Here is a 21,717-nt window from a genome sequence, read left to right as displayed (position 1 = left end):
TAAAACTAGAAGCTAGCACTTAAAGTAACACCAAAAGTTCGTGTAGAAGGTATGCTTGTAAATTCTCGGCCTTGCGAGTTATTTGTTCCAAAAATACTTGATTCCGGATCTATATAAATATTAGACTTAGGAGTCCACAATAGAATGTTTGCTCCTGAAACCGAAACACTAGCCCTGCCAAATGGTGTTTTGTTTAGAAGATTCGAAGGTAATCTGTAGGTTAATGAAACGTCTCTTAACTTCAAGAATGCTGCATCAACGATATTTGATTCAGCAATTTGAGCGTAGTTACCATACCAGAAATCGTAGCTTCCACTTCTTGTTTTTACGCTTGTGTTCGGAATGTAGTTTCCAGAATTTGCAGGCGATTCGATTACTGAATTCGGGTAGATAAATGGTTGACGACCATATTCAACAGTTTCTAAACTTGAACCAGTAAAAGTCAACTGACTTTTTGTACCAGAGAATAGAACATTTCCAGATCTGAAATCTAAAGTTGTAGAAAGTGAAAATGCTTTATAAGAGATGGTATTGTTGAATCCTAAAATATGCTTCGGGTTAACCTGTCCTAAGTTCCTCAAAGTGGGATCTTTTCTAATAAAACCAGTGGTAGCATCTACTACAACCCGACCTTGTGAATCTCTTAAATAAGCTCCGCCCACTAAAGATATTGGTTGGCCAACAATTGCAGTCGGAACTGGATCACCAGCGCCTAATGATAATTGTTTAGATTCCTGATATAACGACTCTACGATGTTTTTATTTTTGGTATAGGTAACACTAAAGTTCCAAGAAAACCCATCACGGTTTGTAAAAGGACTACCTTTCAAGGCTACTTCAATACCCTTGTTAGTTACCAATCCAGCGTTTACTGTAGCAGCCGTATATCCTGTTGATGATGCAACAGCAATATCAATAATCTGCCCGTCAGTTTTGGTATCATAATAAGTGAAATCTAAGCCTAATTTATCTTTTAAGAAAGACAGTTCTGCTCCAACCTCGAATGCTTTGGTAAACTCTGGTTTAAGGTTTGGATTAGGTGTGGTATTGGAAAGGCTAAAAGCAGCTAGTGATCCGTATGGAAACCCTGTAGCAGGGCCAAATGTAGGCTGTAAGCTATATGGGTTAGCATCAGATCCTACCTTCGAGTAACTCGCTCTTAATTTCGCATACGATAAAATATCATTATCCTTCAATGCGTCAATAGCAGACGTAGGTATAAAACTTAGGTTAACCGATGGATAGAAATAAGAATTGTTATCTTTAGGTAGGGTTGAAGATATGTCGTTTCTTAAAGTACCATTTACAAATAAATAGTTTCTATAACCCACAGTTAAATCTCCTGCCCAACCAATCAAACGTTTTTTACTAGAGCTCTCTCCACCACCTAATTCTCCTACGCGATTCGAAAGATTAAAAAAGCCTGGCTGTGACAATGCACTCGCTGAAGCTGTTAAATTACGGGTATCAACTTGACGAACGTTATTTAATAGAATTAATGTTGCATTGAAATCTTTATTTAAATCCTTTTTAAAGGTTAATAAGAGATCTGAATTCATGATTCTATTAGAATATGCATTTTCAGTGATGGCGCCCGGAGTCGCAGTTGGTCTTTGGCCAGAACCAAAAGTAGTTTTTTCAAACGTTGATTTCGTTCTGCTTGATGCGTAATCTGTACCTAATCTCCAGGTAACGTTCAACCATTTGGTTGGATCGTAACCCATTTGAAAACTCCCTAAAAATCTATCCAGGTTATCATTGTATCTATTATTTGCAATATTGTAGTATGGATTCGGTTGGTAACCGTTGAAATACCCTTGAGTAGTTGCAAACTCATAGTTTTTCCAATCTTTAAAATCTTCCAAATTAATTTGACGACTGGTATTTAATACTGCGTCCATCACACTATTATTACCTGAACCAACAAATGATGTGTTTGTGAGGTTTTTATTATAACTGATGTTACCACTCACATTGAAATTATTTGCCAATTTAGTTGAGCCGGATAGTTTAAAGGTATTTCTTCTGAACTTATCGCCCGGAACAACACCTTTAACTTCATTATCTGATAGGGAAGCATAAAAAGAACCTTTATCACTTCCACCTTGAAACGAAACAGAGTTTTGAAAGTTAGTTCCGGTATCAAAGAAATTCTTAATATTATCTGTAACCGCACTATAAGGAATCATTAGTTTGTGTCCGTTAGTTAACGTTGGACCCGACTGAACAATTGAACCGTCTAATTTAGGACCCCAGTTTGTATTTTCAATCGGATCATATTCTGTCACTGAAACACCATTTACGATATCCGTTTCATAACCTGAACCATACTCATTTTGAACCTTTGGCAGTTTTTGAACATTATCGAGTTGAAAAGTTGAAACAACACTAATCTCCAGCTTTTTGTTCCGTGAGGCTGCATCTTTACCCGTTTTAGTCGTGATGATAATCGCGCCGTTAACCCCTTGAGAACCATACAAGGCCGCAGCATTGGCTCCTTTTAAAACAGTAACAGACTCAATATCATCTGGATTAATGTCACCTACACGGTTACCCACATCTACCTGATTTGATGATGATGTTGATGGCTGGCGGGCACTGTTGTCTATTGGAACACCGTCAATTACAAACAAAGGCTGTTGTTCACCTTGCAGTGATCTTATACCTCTCATCGTAATACGGGTTGCGGTATTGACACCTCCACTTGAACGACCGATCTGAACACCTGCTGTTTTACCAGTTAAACCATTTATTAGATTCGTTTGTCGGCCATTGGTTAAATCTTGTGCTTTGACCACGTCTGCAGAATACCCCAAAGAAGCTTTATCCTTTTCAATACCAACCGCCGTAACAATAACCTCGCTCAAAAGTTTTGCATCAGTAGCTAAAGAAACATTGATCACATTTGCACTTCCGATTATTTTGGTCTGAGTTGTAAATCCAAGTGAACTGAACTCTAGTGAGGTTGCACCAGAAGGAATTTTCACTGAATATTTACCATCAGACCCAGAAATGGCACCGCCTGCGGCACCAATAATTTTTACAGTTACGCCAGGGATAGGAAGATTGTCTTCCGTAGAGGTAACTGTACCCGTGATTGTTCGATCTTGAGCCATCGCTGTTACAGCAACAAACATCAAAATGAACAAACTTTGTAAAAGTTTTTTCATAGTAGAAATAGGCTAGTTAATGATTATTAATACTTTAAAAGTATCGTTACTTATACACACCGCCAAATATTTTTTTAACATATTTTAACAAATCCCGCCTACAACTAAGTTGTTGGGTGTTTTGTTACAAATTAATTACATTAAAACGACGTTAGAACTAACGTTGAAAATGAAATAATCCTGACTGAATCACCAAAAAGTGACCAGGCAAAACAAAAAATCCCTAACACGTGTCAGGGATTAGTTTAATATCGTTAATAGTTATCTAGCTGAAAAAATTTAAAGTATTTAAGATCAATACCCGCAAAAAACCACATTCCCAAACAACGTCTTTCCACCTTCCCAGAAATTCCTGAACAACGGGTCATTCGCCAGATAGACCACCTGACCACGACCAAACTCCTGAACTCCGATCAGCAACCCGGTTTTAAGTGCCTCTCTAACCTTTTTACCCACAACACCAGCCATTAAGCTCTTTTCATTTAGCTGACCCACATTCCAGCCTTCACTAAAAGGCTCATAAATTTTCCTGTCTGTTTTCAGCGTATAATAAAATTTACCCAAACCATAAGAAAACGGATGCGTAGCATCCATACTCACCTTATATATAGCACCCGGAATCGCCAGTTCATAATCATCGCGGTCTTTATCCTTAAATAGCAAAGTACTCGGAGAAGGCTTTTCATCCTTTTTAACTACAGGAACTTTCTTTTTAATGTCGAAACCTTTCTTATCCAGAACACTTTCAATAGCATCTTCCATTAAAACCAGTCTGCCACCTTTGTTTAGCCAGGCGGTTAAGCCATCACCAATAAAGGCGCTGTAACTACCATCCGGCAAGATCAAGGTATTTACCTTATTGATATCTAAAGTATTAATGTCTTTTGCGGTGATAATACTTGGAGATAAATTCAAATCCTTTTCAAGGTAATACCACACCTCACCAAAAGCCAGGGAAGAAGCTTCATTACCCGAAACAATAGCAATTTTGGGTTGCTTAAGAATGGGATAAACGTTGGATCCAAAGTCTTTTCCCTTATCAACAAAACCACTGCTAATGGCGAATACAGGCTTGTCCAGCTTACCCGCAACAGCCAATACCTTGTTCCTGACATCCTTTACCAGCCTTTCATTCTCCACACGTAATACAATAAGTGTTCCGGCAGGGTAATCTTTTCCGGCAACGGTAAAAGGCTGGTCGGCCTGGCGAACCCTTATGCCTTCACGCTGCAAAGCAATTAAAACCTGTGTATCTTCAGATGCCCCCCATGAAAATAACCAGGCCAAAGGCTTATCGACAGAAGTCGAAGCAGTTTTATTTTCCTCTGCAGCATTGAACTTGCCCTTAAAGCTTTCTTTACTGGCATAAGCTTTTAAACCATAAACGTATGGCAGTGCCCAGGCGGTAATGTCATAGGTATTTGAATCGGTTACCAGGGTTTGAGGCTCTAACAATACATTAGCCAGCACAGCCCGTGGCTGTTGTATATTCACAACGATATCATTACGTCCTACATTGAAGTTCTCTTCTTTCTGACTATCATAGTCATAAGCCTTGCCGGTTTTATCCCCTCCATAACTAAATTCAATTTTATTCTTAGTCAGCAATTCCGCTATTTTTTTTTGGCGCGAAAGATTAGTTGGCTTAATTACATAGGTTTTATAAATACCGGGAGACGTCGTTACACCCTGCTGGAAATACTTTTTATACTCGCTCAAAAGTTTATCATGATTGGCCGAAGAAACTTCAACGGTCGACATACCCGTAGTAAAATGATGCGCAATGCGGTCTTTCAAAGTTAAAGTGTCACCATCTTTGGTAATAACGGCCAGTCCGGCCCTGATGCCTCCCTGTTCGTAAGTCATACCAATAGCACCATTATATAGAGGATAGGTATCCCCATAAGAAGGATAAAGCAAATCGAAACGCTCTTTGGTAAAATAACCCCAGCCTTCAGCATCGAAATACTTTGCATTGTTTTTACCCACTACCACCTGGAAGCTCCTTTGCCAAGGAGTGATATCCTGATGAACAGGCTCGGCAGCAGGGGCGAAATAATAAGGTTCATTATAACTTTGTTCATGAAAATCCACATGTACCTGAGGCATCCACTGGTTATACAAAGCCAGTCGCTGCTGGCTCTCCACCTGCGTTTGCCATGCCCAGTCACGGTTTAAATCAAAATAATAATGATTTGGTCTTCCCCCTGGCCAGGGCTCAATATGCTCCCGGGAAGAAGGATCCGGATTAGGGACTTTACCAACAACGCTGTTAAAATAATTCACATACCGGTCTCTGCCGTCAGGATTTAAACAGGGGTCAATCACTACAACGGTGTTTTTTAACCACTCACTGGCTTGCGCATTTTTGCCTGAACAAAGTGTGTAAAGCATTTTCATCGATGTTTCTGTTGAATTTGCTTCGTTGCCATGAACATTATAGCTCAGCCATACAATAGTCGGTTGCTTCGCTAAATCCAGTGTATTGTTACTGCCAAGCGACAGCTGAATATTATTAGCTTTAATTTTTTCCAGATTGGAAATGTTTTCTGCAGAAGAAACTACTGCAACCAATAAAGGGCGACCCTCATTGGTTTTACCATATTCAATTAACCTGACGTTGTTTGATGAAGCTAAAGCCGTTTGCCTGAAATAATCTGCCACCTTATAATGCGGTGTGAAATGTGAGCCTAACTCATAACCCAAAAATTCATCAGGCGACTTTACCTGAGATTTTGCACTGAAAATGGCAGCAATAAAATACAAGCTGAGCGTAAGGCTTTTCTTCATAAACGGGATAATTTTAACTAATGTAGTAAATTTGTTTTTTGTTATTGCTAAAGCTTAATTTTACAGCATATTTTTTACGAATAAGCATGATCTCGACCGAAAACCTTTACAGCCACTACCTTAATCACCGTGTTATTTCTACTGACACCAGAAATATTGAAAATGGCTGTATCTTTTTTGCCCTTAAAGGCGATAATTTCAATGCAAATGAGTTTGCAGCCCAAGCAATAGAAAAAGGTGCTGCATTTGCTGTTGTGGATGAAGAGCAATATGCTGTAAACGATAAGTGTTTGCTTGTAGAAGATGTGTTGGCCACTTTACAGGATCTGGCCCGCTTTCACCGGAAACAACTAAATATCCCTGTTGTAGGACTTACCGGAAGCAATGGAAAAACAACCAGTAAAGAACTGATCAACGCAGTGTTGTCTGAACGTTATAAAACATTCGCCACTTTCGGCAACCTGAACAATCACATCGGAGTGCCTTTGAGCATCCTTTCCATTACCGGCGATGTGGAAGTGGCCGTAATTGAAATGGGCGCAAATCACCAAAAAGAAATAGAACTGTTATGCACCATCGCCCAACCTACTCATGGCATTATCACCAATGTTGGCATGGCACATCTGGATGGCTTTGGAGGTTTTGAAGGCGTAAAAAAAGGAAAAGCTGAGCTTTATAACTACCTGAAGGAAAAAAATGGCTATACCTTTATTAACAGAGACAATGCGTACCTGTTGGAGATGAGTGCTTCTGCCGGCCTGAATAAGATGATTTATTACGGCACCGAACTCGGGAATGCCATTAAAGGCACTTTAAAAAGCAGTGATCCATTTATTGAGGTGGAATGGACAAACCACGACACCAACTCAGAGGTAACTACTAACTTAACAGGCAGCTACAATTTTGAAAACATACTGGCCGCCATTTGCATCGGCGATTTCTTTGACATGACACCTGAAGAAATCAACAAAGGCCTTAGCGGATACCAGCCGAAAAACAACCGCTCACAGCTCACCAAAACCGAAAACAATACGGTAATATGCGATTTCTACAACGCCAATCCAAGCAGCATGTCTGCTGCCCTCAATAATATATCGGTGTTATCGGCAGATAAAAAAACTGCCGTGTTAGGTGATATGTTCGAACTAGGTCCGGAATCAGAAAAGCAGCACGAGATTATAGCCACGCAAGCCACGAAAAGCGGTTTGGATGAGATTATATTAATTGGCAAATACTTTTTCGCATTTAAAGACAAACTTAAGGCGACTTTCTTTGAAACACCGGCAGAGGCGGCTGCCTATCTTGAGGAAAAACAGATCAAAAACAACCTGGTACTGCTCAAAGGATCCAGAGGAATGAAACTGGAAAGCCTGTTGCAATACCTTTAAAAAAGACACACGCTTTTATTCTACAATCTGCAATATTATGTACCCTGGTCAATCCTGATCCCTGCGTCGCTAACTTCAAGCAGGGGATTGTCCCTCATGTTCTGTTCAATTTCGATACTGAACTTTCCGGTATGTGGAAAACGGTGATTCGTTAGTAACGGTAATGTGTAATTAAAAATATTACCCGACCCGCTGCCTAACCATTCACCATCGTTTTTGGCCAGCTTATACTGATAGCGCTTCGTCGATACCGTTTTTCCGTCTTTAAAGTGTACCAGAATAAAGATGTTCGAGTATTTGTAATCTGCAGTATGCCGCAGCTTGAAATAAATATTATATGCCTTGGTAATATCCTTAATTTCAAAGGGCGTAGTAATGTGATTACGGTAGGTCCACCTGCGGTCGGCAATTTCTAAATTACTATCGACAACGCCAGAGGTACACCCCGAAAAAAAGGTAATCACCAATAAAAGGCAACCCGAAAGGATTAACCCTTTACGCTGTAGTAGGTTTATTATCTGAGCCATTATTGTTATTTCGGCGATTGTTGTTCTTCCTACGGTTATTTCTGTTCTTATTTTTACTTTGATCAGGCTTAGCTCCATCAGTTGAGGCTACGCCCTCGGCCTTAACCACAGGTTTCTGGTTTGGTTGCTGAACAGGCTTCTGACTTTGCTGCTGCACTGGTTTAGGGTGATTGCCTTGCGGTTTTGGTCCCTGTACATGTTGTGGTTTAGGAACCTGTGGTTGCGCTTTGTTTCCGCCTGGTTGCTGGTTCTTCTGAACATTTTGCTGAGGCTTCTGGGCGTTCTGCTGAGGCTTCTGACCAGCCTGTTGTCCTTGTGGCTTTTGATTCGGAGCTGCATTGCGGTCAGCCGGCTTATCTCTTCTGTTGTCGTTGCGGTTACGGTTTTTCTGGTTTCTGTTCTGGTTGTTTTTACCTCTTGAACGCTCATCCAAACGCGTTAAACTATCCTGGCCAACTACATTTTCGTAATCAAATGATTTCTCTACCACTACCGGAGCAGCAACCTGTACTGCTTCCTCTTTAAGATTCGGAGCTTTCTTACCGGCCTTGTTCAGCGCCATAATCTCTTTTACGCGTGCAGCTTTTACAGGAATCCAGTTTTCGTCTCCCTGATAACTGAACCACATGATTTTTTTGAAAATATCGGTCTTCTGATGGCGGGCATATCCGGCTTCGGTATCCAGATTTTCAATACGATCAGGAATATCCTTAAGTGCATCCAGATAGGTATCCAGCTCGTAATTCAAACAGCATTTCAACTTGCCACATTGTCCGGCTAGCTTCAGCGTATTTAAAGAAAGATTCTGATAACGAGCCGCAGCCGTAGAAACCGTTTTGAAGTTGGTTAACCAGGTAGAGCAGCATAATTCTCTGCCACAAGACCCTATACCACCCAAACGGCCAGCCTCCTGGCGCATCCCAATCTGGCGCATTTCAATACGGATACGGAAATTTTCAGCCATTTTTTTAATCAGCTCCCTGAAATCCACACGGCCATCGGCAGTGTAAAAAAAGGTGGCCTTGGTTTTATCAGCCTGATAATCAACATCACTGATTTTCATCGACAGGCGTAAATCCAATGCCAGCTTACGGGCTTTGTGCATGGTTTCCCACTCCATTCCCTTTGCGGCATTCCACTTCTCTACATCAGCTTCGGTAGCTTTACGGTATATTTTTTTCGTTATCTGATCTAAAGCAGTCTTCCGACGTTTCATTTGTATCCGAACCAGTTCGCCGGTAAGCGAAACGTGTCCTACATCAAATCCTCCGGTTGGCCCTTCAACGGCAACAAGCTCGCCAATCTCAAGATAAATATTATCGCTGTTCAGGAAAAACTCTTTACGGGAGCCCTTAAACTTTACTTCTGTAACCTGAAAAGGTTTATAATTTGAAGGCATATCCAAATTGGATAACCAATCGTGAACTTCCATAGTCTGGCACCCACCGGTACCACATGAGCCATTACTTTTGCATCCATTAGGGGTGCAACCACCACCTGTTGAACAACTTCCACATCCCATATCTAATTGTATATATATTGAGTCCCCGCGGGGAGCGTTTTAAACTTTATAATTTTTACCAACTGTAAAGATACATCTAAAAACAGAATTTTAGGATTTGCATTTCTTTCAATGTGGTAATGTGCCTTTTCCAACTCACCAATAATGGCTTCAGCCATTGGCAGGGTAAGTACATGTGTGCTTAACTTTTTTGCTGTATCTAGGGTTAGAGGCGGTAATTTCACAAGCGCCTCTGCACCACTTAAAATCAAACAGCATTCGCGCAGATAATTTACACCATATTTTAAAAAATTCTTTTGATTCTCACGTCCCCATTTCGCTGCCTCATCAGTAAAGTCCACCAAATCCGGCACTTTATTGCCGAAACCCATTCTTAACCATGAGGTAAATGTGCCCGAACTATCTGTCTGAACATCTGCAGCAAGCGATTTCGCTTCAATTAGATTGCCATCTGCCAGGAACGCATAGTCTATTGCCTGGTGTTCAGTTAAACCACTATGGTTACACAAATAACCAGAAACTTCATCACCCGTGAGTTTAGGGATTTTCACAATCTGTGTCCGGGAAAGAATTGTGGTCAATATCTGATCCTGGTTTTGTGCAATCAGAATGAAAAGGGTATTGGCTGGTGGTTCCTCAATCAGCTTAAGCAAAGCATTGCCCGATTTGTCCAGATATTCAGGCAGCCACATAATCAAAACCTTTGTCTCCGCCTCGAAGGCCTTGTAACTTAATTTTTTAATGATGTCATGGCATTCAGCAATCGGAATATTGGCCTGTTTATTTGCCGCATCAAGCTTCGAACGCCAGATATCCATGTCAAAATAGGTATCCTGCATCAGCATGGCTCTCCATTCTTCCAATACGTCTATAGCAGTTTTTGTACTGGCTGAAGCAAAAAAAGGATAGGAGAAATGCAAATCAGGATGAATGAGCCTTTCATACTTCCTGCAACTTGAACATTCGCCGCAACTATCACTAACTCCTTTATCTAAACAGTTGATGTACTGGGCATAAGCAATAGCTAAAGGCACTGCACCTGAGCCAGCAGGCGACAAAAAAAGCTGCGCATGGCTTACCCGGTTTTCCTTAACCGTTTGAACCAATTGTTGCTTAATTCTGTCTTGTCCTATGATCTGTTTAAACTGCATTTGGTGCAAAATAAGAAATAGATATGATATTCAATGCTTCAGCGATCCGAACTTACCGCAGATTCTAAGAAAATTATATGGCTAAGACACTTAAATTCCCGGGTTTCAACTACCTTTCTGCCTGGTTTCCCTTAATGCTGCGGATGGGCAGCGTGCCATCTAATCTGACTATAATCCGAAATAACTCCACCTTTTAGCGTAAAACCCCGGTCTTAATGTGGAGTAGGGGTGGAGTCAGATTTCACAAATCTCTATATCCTGCAGCATGGAACAGCCGCCGGTAAAAAACCCATTCCGTAAAAAACCTTACCTTTGGCTTTTTAAAATTAAATCAGCTGTAGGTGATCTACCCGCAATTAAAGCTTAAAAATTAATATGGCCCGTATTCTCGCCTTCGATTATGGAACTAAACGCATCGGTATTGCCGTTACAGATCCGCTGCAAATCATCGCAACAGGCCTCGATACCGTTCATCCGAAAGATGCAATTGACTATATCAAAAAATACCTGTCAACTGAAACCGTAGAGGCATTTGTACTGGGTGATCCTAAACAAATGGATGGTTCGGATTCTGATTCGAAACAACATGTAAAGGGCTTCTCTACCTTACTCAAAAAAGCTTTTCCTGCTATGCCTCAGCATTGGGTAGACGAACGTTTCACCTCGAAAATGGCGCACCAGGCCATTATGCAAAGCGGCTTAAAAAAGTCCGACAGGCAGAATAAAGAGCGTGTTGATACCATCGCCGCTACGATCATTTTACAATATTTTATGGAAACCAACCGTTTATAACCGAACACATGAGCTTAATAAACGACGATTTACAATACCTCCTCACTCAATATTGCGAGCCTGAAGATGAATTACTTCATCACATCGATCGCGAAACCAACCTTAAAGTTTTAATGCCCAGGATGATTTCCGGCCACTACCAGGGACGTGTGTTAAGCATGTTGAGCAAAATGATTTCCCCGAAACGTATCCTGGAGATTGGCACTTTCACCGGTTATGCCACCCTGTGTCTTGTAGAAGGTTTAACCAGCGATGGTATGCTCTATACATTGGATATCAATGTTGAACTGGAAGATATGGTTCGCGCCAATTTCGCAAAATCAGCATATAACGATAAAATTAAATACATCCTGGGAAATGCCGGTGAAACGATTGGTCAGCTGAATGAGGTTTTTGACATTGTATTCATTGATGCCGATAAAAAAAATAATGGAACTTATTACGATATGATTTTTGATCGAGTACGCCCCGGTGGAATCATCATTGTGGATAATGTACTATGGAGTGGAAAAGTACTGCAGGAGAAACAGGATAAAGACACCAGGAATATTACTAGCTTTAATGATAAAATAGCTGAAGATGAAAGGGTTGAAAAATTAATTCTACCTGTTAGGGATGGGTTATTTGTAATCAGAAAAAAATAACTACCGTTGCCATTGCTTCTTGCCTTGCAATGACATTAATAGAATCAAGAATGAAAAATATATTTACACTTTGCCTTTTACTATTAAGTGGAATAATCGCCCGGGCACAAACCACAGAAGATTACATTACACAACATGTAGAATTTGCGCAAGGCCTGATGCGCGACCATAAAATTCCGGCAAGTATCATTCTGGCAGTGGCCATTCATGAATCGGCGGCCGGAAACAGCAGGATTGCGCAATACCTTAATAACCATTTTGGCGTAAAAGGCCCGAACAATAACGCAGAAATTCATTCCTCGTACCGGGATTATGAAAGTGCGGAGGAATCCTACAGCCATTTCGTAGAAATCATGGAAACACGCGAACCTTTCAACAACCTCTTCGCCAAATATGATCAGTACGATTACAAAGGCTGGGCAAGAGGAATCCAACGCAGTGGTTATGCCCGAAGCCGGAGCTGGGCCAGCCAGGTAGTAGCGCTTGTTAAAAAATATGAGCTCTACCAATATGATGAACGCCCTGAAGGATATGTAGAGCCTGTATATGCCACAACCACCTATCACCGGAAAAGAAGAACCTCGGCCAGACTTTACGCTGTAAAACCAGGAGATAACCTCAGTGTAATTGCAAAGAAAAAAGGAACGACTGTGAAAGCAATCATGAAAAAAAATGGCATGAAAAGCAATAGGCTTAAGCCCGGTCAAAAAATCAAATACTAATCCGCTACATTTAACCAATTACCAAAAATTTACAATCCACCATACCCATGCGTTCATACCTTCACTTATATGTACTAGCCTTTGCTCTTTTATTTTTATGCTCATGTGGCGCTTCCCGTAAATATTCCAGCAACAATAAACAAATTGAAAAAGCAGCAAATAAAGCCAATAATAACAGCTATAAAAGCTACAACACGCTAAGCTATATTGATGAGTTTAAAGCAGTAGCCATAGAAGAAATGAATGCATATGGCATTCCGGCTAGCATCACCCTTGCCCAGGGTATTCTGGAATCGGGGAGTGGAAACAGCGATCTTGCCAAATATGCCAACAACCACTTCGGAATTAAATGTACTTCGGATTGGAAGGGCAAAAACTATTTTCGTGATGATGATCAGAAAAATGACTGCTTCAGGGTTTATAAAGATGCCCGGGAATCATTTAAAGACCACTCCGAATTTCTAAAACGTAAACGCTATAGCTTTCTTTTCCAGTTAGATAAAAACGATTATAAAAGCTGGGCGCAGGGATTAAAAACGGCGGGCTATGCAACAAACCCCAGATACCCAGATCTGCTTATCAATACGATCGAAAAATATCAGCTCTATCAATATGATCAGTCTGAAAGTGAGAAACAAAAAATTGCGCGTGAAGACAGGGTATTTACTGAAATCAATCAAAATATCCCACAGGAGAAAAAGAAGTTTACACCTGTTGATACCCCTCCGGCAGGTGCAAAGCCAATTTTGGCCGACGGCACCTACACAGTTGTTAAAGGCGATACGCTTTATAACATTGCAAAGCGATTCAACCTCACCGTTGATGAACTTAAAATGTTAAACGAAATGACAGCCGATAGCATCAAACTCGGACAAATACTGAAGGTTAAATAATGTTAATGCTAAACATTGCAGTACAGTTATTTGTAGTTTTGTAGACTAATGAAACTTTTTGCTTTACTTTTTTTCTGCTTTGGTTGCTCTGCAATGCTTTATGCACAAACTAAACCTGTGCAGGGAATTGTAATTGACAAGGAAACCAAACAACGCCTGGCAAAAGTTTACATCTACAACATCCGCACCGGCGACGGCCTGTACAATAACACCAAAGGTGAGTTTAGTACTTATGCAATACCTGGCGACACACTCGTGGCAGCACTATCGGGCTATGGCGTTGATACCATCATCTTTAAAGGTCAAACAGCAGCCTATTTTCAGTTGAAATCTTTGGGTATACGGCTGCGCGATGTGGTGATCAAGGAAAAAAGATTAAGTCCTCAGGAACTCTATGAAAAATCGAAACAGGAATACCGCTACCAGATCTTAAAAGGAAGTAGTAAAGACCTGCTAAATTTGGGGAATGGCGGAGTTGGACTCGGTATTGATGCCATTTACAACCTCCTCAGCAGACAGGGAAGAAATGCCCGTCACCTCCAGAAAATACTGGAAAAAGACTATCGTGAAGATCTTATTGATTACCGCTTCAATGCTAACCTGGTTCAGCAGGTATTGGGAATAAAAGATACTGAGCTCACTGACTTCATGCAACAATATCGCCCTACATATCAGTTTGTACTCGATGCGGATGACTACGCTTTTAATGTGTTTATCAGAAACGCATACAGAAGTTATCGCATCAACCCAAGGGCCCTTCAGCTACCTCCGCTTCCTAAATTAACTATTGAGAAACTGTGATGGCCCCCATCATTATCGTAAAGAGATTACCCGCAGCAGGAATGGCAATTTTTCCGTTTATCCTGCTTAAATCTAAACGTTATAAGGCCGACAAAGAAATCATCAACCATGAAAGAATACATTTAAGACAGCAACTGGAACTGCTTATTTTACCATTCTATTTGCTATATCTCATCAACTATCTCATTAATTTGATCCGTTTTAAAGACCACGATTTAGCCTACAGAAACATCATTTTTGAGAAAGAAGCCTATCAAAACGATAGCAATTTAAACTACCTGAAAAAAGGAAACTGGTTCGGCTGGCTTAAACTGAGTTTGTAAGCTCATTAAAAGCGAGTTACAATTGTCAGTACGACAATCATTTTGTTAAATGCTTTTTATCTCCCGAATTTTTCTTTTTCTTTGTAGGTAATGAAGACCTGTTTATCTACCGTACTCCTGATTCTAAGTTTTTGCTCAGCTCATTTGTTTGCACAGGAAGTTGATACCGTTCCCATCAATACGAAAGGAATGGAAATCAAGTTGAAACGCAGTCCTCTGCCCAGCAGACAGGGTCCGTTAAATTTTGAACCGGTAAATATTAAGCCTTTAGTAGTAAATGCTAAGGTTAACTATTGGAAGACAAAAACCAACATCGGCATTAATGTAAACCAGGCACAATTTAGCAATAACTGGAAAGGTGGTGGAACAAATTCGGTAGCAGTTGGCGGTCTTATTAATTACAAAGCCGAGTACAGCAAAGACAGTTACAGTTATGTGAGCGAGGTTATTCTGCAGTATGGAAAAATTAAAAACAAAGATCAGCTGCAAAAGAAAACAAACGACCGCATCTATTGGGATAACAAAGCATCTTTTCAGTTATCGAAAAGCTGGTTCTTTTTCGGATCAGTAACCTTTGAATCGCAGTTTGACAGTGGTTACAGATACTACAGAGATGGCAACGGGGATGAACAACAGGTATTAATCTCAAGATTTATGGCCCCAGGGTATTTAACTGAATCTGTTGGTTTTGAATACAAACCTGTAAAATATTTCTCTACCAGAATTGGTACAGGTACTGCCCGTCAAACTTTTGTTCTCGATACCGCTGTTTATGAGAATAAAAATGAGGTTTATGCAGTTGAAAAAGGCAAAAACATCAAAAATGAGCTGGCGTTTCAGGTAGTTACGGCTTTTGATAAAGACATTTTCACCAACACCAATCTGAAAGCCAGGTATGCGATGTTTATCCCTTACAAAGATTTTCAGGCAAAAAAGATAGACCACAGGTTAGATATCGCTTTAACTGCAAAAATCAACCGTTTCATGAACACCAGCTTAACAGGTGTGATGCTGTTTGATGATGATACCGGAACCAATAAAATTCAGGCGAGCCAGACACTTGCTCTGGGCTTTGCCTTTACCTTTCCGAGATAAGTTTAAATCTTCCCGTGTTTTTTCTTCAGATCCAGATAGTCTACATAGTATAAAACCTTCACCGATAAACTGTTATTTTGAGGAGCAGCCAAAATGCCATCGAGGTTCTTATTATACCGCTGGGTATAGTAGGTATCATAAGTCTCAGCAGCATCTTTATATGACACCGATAGTGTACTGCCTGGTGCAAACTGCCAGGTGTAAATCAGATCAATATTAAAAACATTATAGTTCCGGTCTGTTCCTGTTAATGCAGGACCCTGATAATCCGCCAGGTTGCCATCTTGCTTAAGCAAAAAGAAATCTTTATTTCGCCTGTCGCTCCAATAGTGCCTCAACACAACCGTAACCCCCATCAGATTGGTAAAAGTATACTTCGCGTCAAATGAATTCTCTACTGTCCGCCTGTCATACCGCGAAAAAATGGATTGACCGCCTTGCATGGTTGCCCAGTTCACATAGTCGAAGTTGGGATTATAATTCAGGTCTAATCCAAAAGCCACTTTATCATTTAACCTGAAATTCTGAAACAAATAAAGATTATATTCTTTTCCTCCAAAAAGCTGCTGTTCAAAAAAGCGGATATTTCCGCCGAAATTATAAGCCTTAGCCCGGTTAGGGTTAATGTATAATGAAATACCATAACGCTCAGGGGAATTATAAACCTGCCCGTTTCGCGATTCGTAAAAATCCTTGCCTTTAGCCTCATAGCTTAAATCTGTTTCAGCCGACCATAAGTTCTTAAAGCGTACGTATGATCCACCGTTTACACCAGCGCTTTGAAAATCACCCGGAATTGCCCTCCTTGAATAGTTAATGTTAAGCCAGCTTTGCCATTCATTGTACCACTTTCCAGGCTTATACACACTATAGCCCAGGCCGATACGCTGATCCAGAAAATTATTGTTGGTAAAAAAGCCCATGTCCGATGGATCAAATTTATCGTCAGCATAAACCTGATTATAACTCCAGGTAAAATTACCGCTCTGCTTTCCAAACCTAAGGGTATAACTATATCCGGTACTGGTTTCAGCTCCCCTTAAATAGCTCATTTTACCATTACCATTTACAAAGTACTTGTTCCCTTTGTTGTTTAGGTTGAAAAGCAACGCTGATACATTGGCATCATAAGCACTCCCTTGCCTCAATACATTGGTATTAATAAAGGTTGCAGAACTATTATTTTTAAGGGATTGATCAAACACAAGAATATTGTAGTTGGTAAGTGGCTGAGTTTCTACTTCCCTTACATTTCCATTTGCATCTTCAACCTCTGTTTTCATGCTATTGGTAATGGCGTTAAATATGCCTATTCCTAATCCTCTCGCCGTTCTACCAGAGATTTTGGTAGCATTCAATACCTTCGCCTCCGTCTGGTCTTTTATAATTTTATCGCTGCCACTCACTTCCGAATAATTATAATAAGATGGTATTGAACCAATACGCTTAGAATAAAACAAATCTCCCTTATTAAACAGCTCTGTTCCTTCAGTAAAAAACTGCCGGTTTTCGTTAAACTTGACCTCAAAAGGAGTAAGGTTCAGAATGCGGTTATCAGATTGTACCTGTCCGAAATCCGGCACCAATGTCATGTCGAGGGTAAAGCTGTTATTGATTCCGTATTTCACGTCCATTCCACCGTTAAACCTTGAAGTAGTGTTTTTTACACCAGGTAAATTTGCCGGATAATGATTAATATATGCCGATACATAAGGAGAAAAAGACAATCTAAGTGGGGGCTTAATATCCTTAACACCCGTCCAAAGACCTTCCTGATTAATAAAGCCATTTACCGTCGGGTTTACATAGTTCCAGAATGTTTGTGTATTGCTGCGCTGTATTCTCCTGCTGAAATTAAGCCCCCAGTTCTGAACATCCTTAGTGGAAAAACGCAATGCAGAATATGGGACTTTCATTTCACAGCTCCAGCCCAGATCATCAATTTTAACTGCACTTTCCCATACCGCGTTCCAGTTTGGGTCTTCATCGCCTACCTGGGAATATTTAGCATCGAACTGAACCCCTGCTGCCGTAACGAAAAAACCATTGCCATTCATTTTATCGTAGAATGGATCCACAATGACCGATATGAAATCTGCATTTCCAATATTGTCACGAGAAACCAGTTCATGAGACACACTATCCCGGGCATCGTACATTCGGGCGTAAACGTAAATGGCTACATCGTCATATATTATTTTCATCTCTGTGCGGCGTTCCTTTTTCTCTACCCGGCCCGGAACCGGTCTGATTTCAAAAAAATCTGTGGCAACAGGCACCTGCTCCCAGCAGGCATCATCCAAAACACCATCAATTTTGGGTAATTGATTAGTTCGTATGGCTTGCAACTGCTTTTGCTTAGCCGGATCCTGAGCCGCACAGTAAGTAGTAATAAATGTAAAAAATAGGAATGCCCAGCGTTTCATTTGGTTTAGTTAATGACTATAAGACCACCATGATGTATAAATGTTGCATGGAGCAAAAAATATATTGACACATCAGTTCAAGTTTTGGCTTTGAGTTGCAAAGATTTACAACCAAAATTTGATACATTTGCCTTTTATTAAAAACAAGTAGCTTTTGCTCAGCGCAAGGGCTTTTAGCTTATAAAAAGATGTTTGATAATTTACAGGACAAGCTAGACAGAGCATTTAAAGTATTAAAAGGACAAGGCAGTATTACGGAAATCAACGTGGCGGAAACCATGAAGGAAATTCGTAAAGCATTATTAGATGCCGACGTTAACTATAAAACAGCCAAAACATTTACTGATGATGTTAGGCAAAAAGCATTAGGCCAAAACGTATTAACGTCGGTTTCACCAGGCCAGTTGCTAACTAAAATCATGAACGATGAGCTTGCGGCCCTGATGGGAGGCGAGGTTACAGAGTTGGATATTAAAGCAAACCCAACCATCATATTAATTGCAGGTTTAAACGGTGCAGGTAAAACAACGTTTGCAGGTAAACTGGCATTACACTTAAAAGGTAAGGGTAAGAAACCTTTATTGGTAGCAGGTGATATGTACCGTCCTGCAGCGGTAGATCAGCTGGAGGTTCTGGGAACATCTGTAGGGGTATCGGTTTATGCAAACCGCGAATCAAATGACCCTGTTGGGATCGCCCTGGAAGGTATCGCTCACGGTAAGCAAAACGGAAACAACGTGATCATTATTGATACCGCTGGTCGTTTAGCTATCGATGAATCGTTAATGAATGAGATTTCGGAAGTTAAAGCGAAAACCCAACCACACGAAATCCTGTTCGTAGTTGATTCAATGACCGGTCAGGATGCCGTTAACACAGCAAAAGTGTTTAACGACCGCCTGGACTTTACCGGTGTTGTATTAACCAAGCTAGATGGTGATACACGTGGTGGTGCAGCACTTTCGATTAAATCTGTTGTAAACAAACCAATTAAGTTTATTGGTACCGGCGAGAAGATGGAAGCTTTAGACGTCTTCTATCCGGATCGTATGGCATCCCGTATTCTCGGCATGGGCGACGTAGTTTCCCTTGTAGAACGTGCACAAATGCAGTTCGATGAGAAGGAAGCGGCTGAACTACAGAAAAAAATCCGTAAAAATAAGTTCGATTTTAACGACTTCTATAACCAAATTCAGCAAATCAAGAAAATGGGTAACATGAAGGATTTGATGGGCATGATTCCAGGAGTAGGCAAAATGATGAAAAATGTCGACATTCAGGATGATGCTTTTAAATCTATTGAAGCCATTATCAACTCAATGACGCCCTTTGAAAAGGAAAACCCCGATGCCATTCAGCAAAGCCGAAGGTTACGTATTGCAAAAGGTTCAGGAAGTAAGGTTGAAGAAGTAACCAAGCTCATTAAACAGTTTGAAGATATGCGCAAAATGATGAAGCAGTTTTCAAATCCTGCCGCCGCAGCAGCCATGATGAAAGGCATGCCGAAAATGCCATTTGGTAAAAGATAATATCGGCTCCAGAAGAACACGATGATTTATAATCCCAATCAGAAATGATTGGGATTTTTTATGTTTGTTTTATCCATTGCGCTATTCACTTGTAAACGAAGTTCTTTTAACTACCAATCAATACACAACCAACTATTTAAATTTTTACTATATTAGTCTTAACCATCCCCGAATAACATAACATCCTTTATTTTCTAAAGAAATTAAATGCTTGTAAAAACTTTCGGAAGCGCCGTATTTGGAGTTAACGCTTTAACAATTACCATCGAGGTAAGCATCAGTCCAGGGGCGAAATATTTTATGGTCGGATTGCCTGATATTGCGGTTAAAGAAAGTCTGCGCCGCGTAGACAGTGCCATTCGCACTGCCGGCTTCCGTATGCCTCGTCAAAAAATCCTGGTCAATCTGGCTCCTGCCGACATTAAAAAAGAAGGTTCGGCTTACGATCTGCCTATCGCCATTGGAATCCTTGCCGCTTCAGGTCAGATCCCTTCAGATGAACTGGAAAACTTTTTTATCATGGGTGAACTATCACTCGATGGAAGCATTCAAGCCATAAAAGGAGCCTTGCCAATAGCGATAAAAGCACGTGAAGATGGCTTTTCAGGCTTCGTTCTTCCCAGGCAGAATGTTCGCGAAGCAGCAATTGTTGATGGTTTAACCGCTTATGGTGTAGATACGCTGAGTCAGGTAATTGCTTTTTTCAATAAAACAGAACTTTTAGCACCTGTTAAAATCGACACCAGAAAAGAGTTTGTTAAAAACATCGCCAACTACGATTATGATTTTGCAGATGTAAAAGGACAGGAAAATATTAAGCGGGCACTGGAAATAGCTGCTGCCGGAGGTCACAATGTGATTTTGATTGGCCCGCCCGGCGCAGGCAAAACCATGCTCGCTAAGCGTTTGCCAACCATACTACCGCCGCTAAATCTGTCAGAAGCACTCGAAACCACTAAAATCCACTCTGTAGCAGGAAAATTGTCGGCAGCAGATGCCCTAATGACCATTCGCCCTTTTCGCTCCCCGCATCATACCGTATCAGATGTTGCGCTGGTAGGGGGTGGGGCAAACCCACAACCGGGGGAAATTTCCCTGGCACATAATGGGGTATTATTTTTGGATGAATTGCCGGAATTCAAAAGAACCGTGCTGGAAGTAATGAGGCAACCATTGGAGGATAGAAAAATATCCATTTCAAGGGCACGTCTTGCAGTTGAATATCCATCAAGCTTTATGTTGGTAGCCTCTATGAATCCATGCCCTTGTGGTTTTTATAATCATCCTGAAAAAGAATGTGTTTGCGCCCCGGGCATCGTTCAAAAGTACTTAAGCAAGATATCCGGACCTTTATTAGATCGGATTGACCTTCACGTTGAAGTTACCCCCGTCGACTTTTCGGAGCTTTCCTCATCAGAAAACGCAGAGAAAAGCGAGATAATCAGAACCCGGGTAATTAAAGCAAGGGAAAAGCAGGACTTGAGATTCGCAGATCAACCTGACTTGCATTATAACGCACAAATGAGTACTAAAATGGTACGAAAAGTATGCAACATCAGTGAGGCAGGAACAAAATTGTTAAAATCAGCAATGGAAAGACTCGGCTTATCTGCACGCGCTTACGACCGCATCCTCAAAGTAGCAAGGACAATAGCCGACCTTGATAATAGTGAAGATGTGGAACTTGAACACCTTGCAGAGGCCATCAATTACAGGAGCCTGGATAGAGATGGGTGGGCAGGTTAATCCCACGATCTGCTTTAGTAAACACTGTTTGCTAATCATCCTGGTACGAAAAATTATGGCATATTCATTTTATTGCAGGCTTAACAAAAAAAGGAGATAGCAAACACACCTGTTTACCAAACACTTAACGTCATAAAACAAAATTTAAATCGTTAATAGCTAAATAAGCTTCATTCATCGTTTACTCGTTTTGGCATA

Annotated in this window: 16 protein-coding genes; 10 read left to right on the top strand and 6 right to left on the bottom strand. The window is 40.7% G+C overall.

Features of this window, described 5'->3' with window-relative positions:
- Positions 1–5 precede the first annotated feature (5 nt).
- Both AB669_RS13035 and AB669_RS13030 read right to left on the bottom strand, forming a co-directional pair.
- Positions 6–3,170 (bottom strand): SusC/RagA family TonB-linked outer membrane protein, encoded by a 3,165-nt coding sequence (locus AB669_RS13035; protein WP_047799758.1) that lies wholly within the window; start codon positions 3,168–3,170, stop codon positions 6–8.
- A gap of 294 nt (positions 3,171–3,464) precedes the next feature.
- Entirely contained in the window at positions 3,465–5,960 is a 2,496-nt protein-coding gene (locus AB669_RS13030) for a M14 metallopeptidase family protein (protein ID WP_047799757.1), read from the bottom strand.
- A gap of 86 nt (positions 5,961–6,046) precedes the next feature.
- Between AB669_RS13030 and murF the strand changes: the two genes are divergently transcribed.
- On the top strand, positions 6,047–7,348 hold the full coding sequence (gene murF, locus AB669_RS13025; RefSeq protein WP_197082403.1) for a UDP-N-acetylmuramoyl-tripeptide--D-alanyl-D-alanine ligase: 1,302 nt from the start codon (positions 6,047–6,049) through the stop codon (positions 7,346–7,348).
- A 35-nt stretch (positions 7,349–7,383) separates the two neighbouring features.
- Here the strand turns inward: murF and AB669_RS13020 are convergent, their stop codons facing one another.
- The 3 genes from AB669_RS13020 to AB669_RS13010 are packed head-to-tail and all read right to left on the bottom strand — an operon-like array spanning position 7,384 to position 10,548.
- A complete protein-coding gene (locus AB669_RS13020; protein ID WP_047799756.1) occupies positions 7,384–7,875 on the bottom strand; it encodes a gliding motility lipoprotein GldH in 492 nt (163 codons plus the stop codon).
- Positions 7,844–9,397 carry a regulatory iron-sulfur-containing complex subunit RicT gene (gene ricT, locus AB669_RS13015; RefSeq protein WP_053058396.1) on the bottom strand — a complete coding sequence of 518 codons (1,554 nt, stop codon included), beginning with the start codon at positions 9,395–9,397 and terminating at the stop codon, positions 7,844–7,846. The genes AB669_RS13020 and ricT overlap by 32 nt, the downstream gene beginning before the upstream one ends.
- Before the next feature lie 2 nt (positions 9,398–9,399).
- Positions 9,400–10,548: a DNA polymerase III subunit gamma/tau gene (locus AB669_RS13010; protein WP_047799754.1), complete on the bottom strand. Its 1,149-nt coding sequence runs from the start codon at positions 10,546–10,548 to the stop codon at positions 9,400–9,402.
- A 375-nt stretch (positions 10,549–10,923) separates the two neighbouring features.
- On the opposite strand from AB669_RS13010, the gene ruvX reads away from it, so the two are divergent.
- From ruvX to AB669_RS12975, 7 genes are all read left to right on the top strand, one after another.
- A complete protein-coding gene (gene ruvX / locus AB669_RS13005; RefSeq protein ID WP_047799753.1) occupies positions 10,924–11,340 on the top strand; it encodes a Holliday junction resolvase RuvX in 417 nt (138 codons plus the stop codon).
- Between the two features lie 8 nt (positions 11,341–11,348).
- Positions 11,349–11,984 carry an O-methyltransferase gene (locus tag AB669_RS13000; protein WP_047799752.1) on the top strand — a complete coding sequence of 212 codons (636 nt, stop codon included), beginning with the start codon at positions 11,349–11,351 and terminating at the stop codon, positions 11,982–11,984.
- Positions 11,985–12,034: 50 nt separating this feature from the next.
- The gene (locus AB669_RS12995) at positions 12,035–12,706 is read left to right on the top strand and encodes a glucosaminidase domain-containing protein (RefSeq protein WP_047799751.1); all 672 of its coding nucleotides are present in this window, start codon (positions 12,035–12,037) and stop codon (positions 12,704–12,706) included.
- A gap of 47 nt (positions 12,707–12,753) precedes the next feature.
- A complete protein-coding gene (locus AB669_RS12990) occupies positions 12,754–13,599 on the top strand; it encodes a glucosaminidase domain-containing protein (protein ID WP_047799750.1) in 846 nt (281 codons plus the stop codon).
- 48 nt (positions 13,600–13,647) lie between these two features.
- Positions 13,648–14,400: a hypothetical protein gene (locus AB669_RS12985; protein ID WP_047799749.1), complete on the top strand. Its 753-nt coding sequence runs from the start codon at positions 13,648–13,650 to the stop codon at positions 14,398–14,400.
- On the top strand, positions 14,400–14,723 hold the full coding sequence (locus AB669_RS12980; RefSeq protein ID WP_047799748.1) for a hypothetical protein: 324 nt from the start codon (positions 14,400–14,402) through the stop codon (positions 14,721–14,723). The genes AB669_RS12985 and AB669_RS12980 overlap by 1 nt, the downstream gene beginning before the upstream one ends.
- 90 nt (positions 14,724–14,813) lie before the next feature.
- Positions 14,814–15,818, top strand: coding sequence for a DUF3078 domain-containing protein (locus AB669_RS12975; RefSeq protein ID WP_047799747.1), 1,005 nt, complete (start codon positions 14,814–14,816; stop codon positions 15,816–15,818).
- A 2-nt stretch (positions 15,819–15,820) separates the two neighbouring features.
- Here the strand turns inward: AB669_RS12975 and AB669_RS12970 are convergent, their stop codons facing one another.
- A complete protein-coding gene (locus tag AB669_RS12970; RefSeq protein ID WP_047799746.1) occupies positions 15,821–18,244 on the bottom strand; it encodes a DUF5916 domain-containing protein in 2,424 nt (807 codons plus the stop codon).
- A 188-nt stretch (positions 18,245–18,432) separates the two neighbouring features.
- On the opposite strand from AB669_RS12970, the gene ffh reads away from it, so the two are divergent.
- Together ffh and AB669_RS12960 are read left to right on the top strand one after the other, a co-directional pair.
- The gene (gene ffh, locus AB669_RS12965; RefSeq protein ID WP_047799745.1) at positions 18,433–19,773 is read left to right on the top strand and encodes a signal recognition particle protein; all 1,341 of its coding nucleotides are present in this window, start codon (positions 18,433–18,435) and stop codon (positions 19,771–19,773) included.
- A 207-nt stretch (positions 19,774–19,980) separates the two neighbouring features.
- Positions 19,981–21,519, top strand: coding sequence for a YifB family Mg chelatase-like AAA ATPase (locus tag AB669_RS12960; RefSeq protein WP_047799744.1), 1,539 nt, complete (start codon positions 19,981–19,983; stop codon positions 21,517–21,519).
- Positions 21,520–21,717: the final 198 nt, after the last annotated feature.

Source organism: Pedobacter sp. BMA (assembly GCF_001027745.1).
In the GTDB taxonomy this organism is placed as follows: domain Bacteria; phylum Bacteroidota; class Bacteroidia; order Sphingobacteriales; family Sphingobacteriaceae; genus Pedobacter.
Note: the sequence above shows the minus strand (reverse complement) of the source record. Positions and strands in the feature narration are given on the sequence as shown.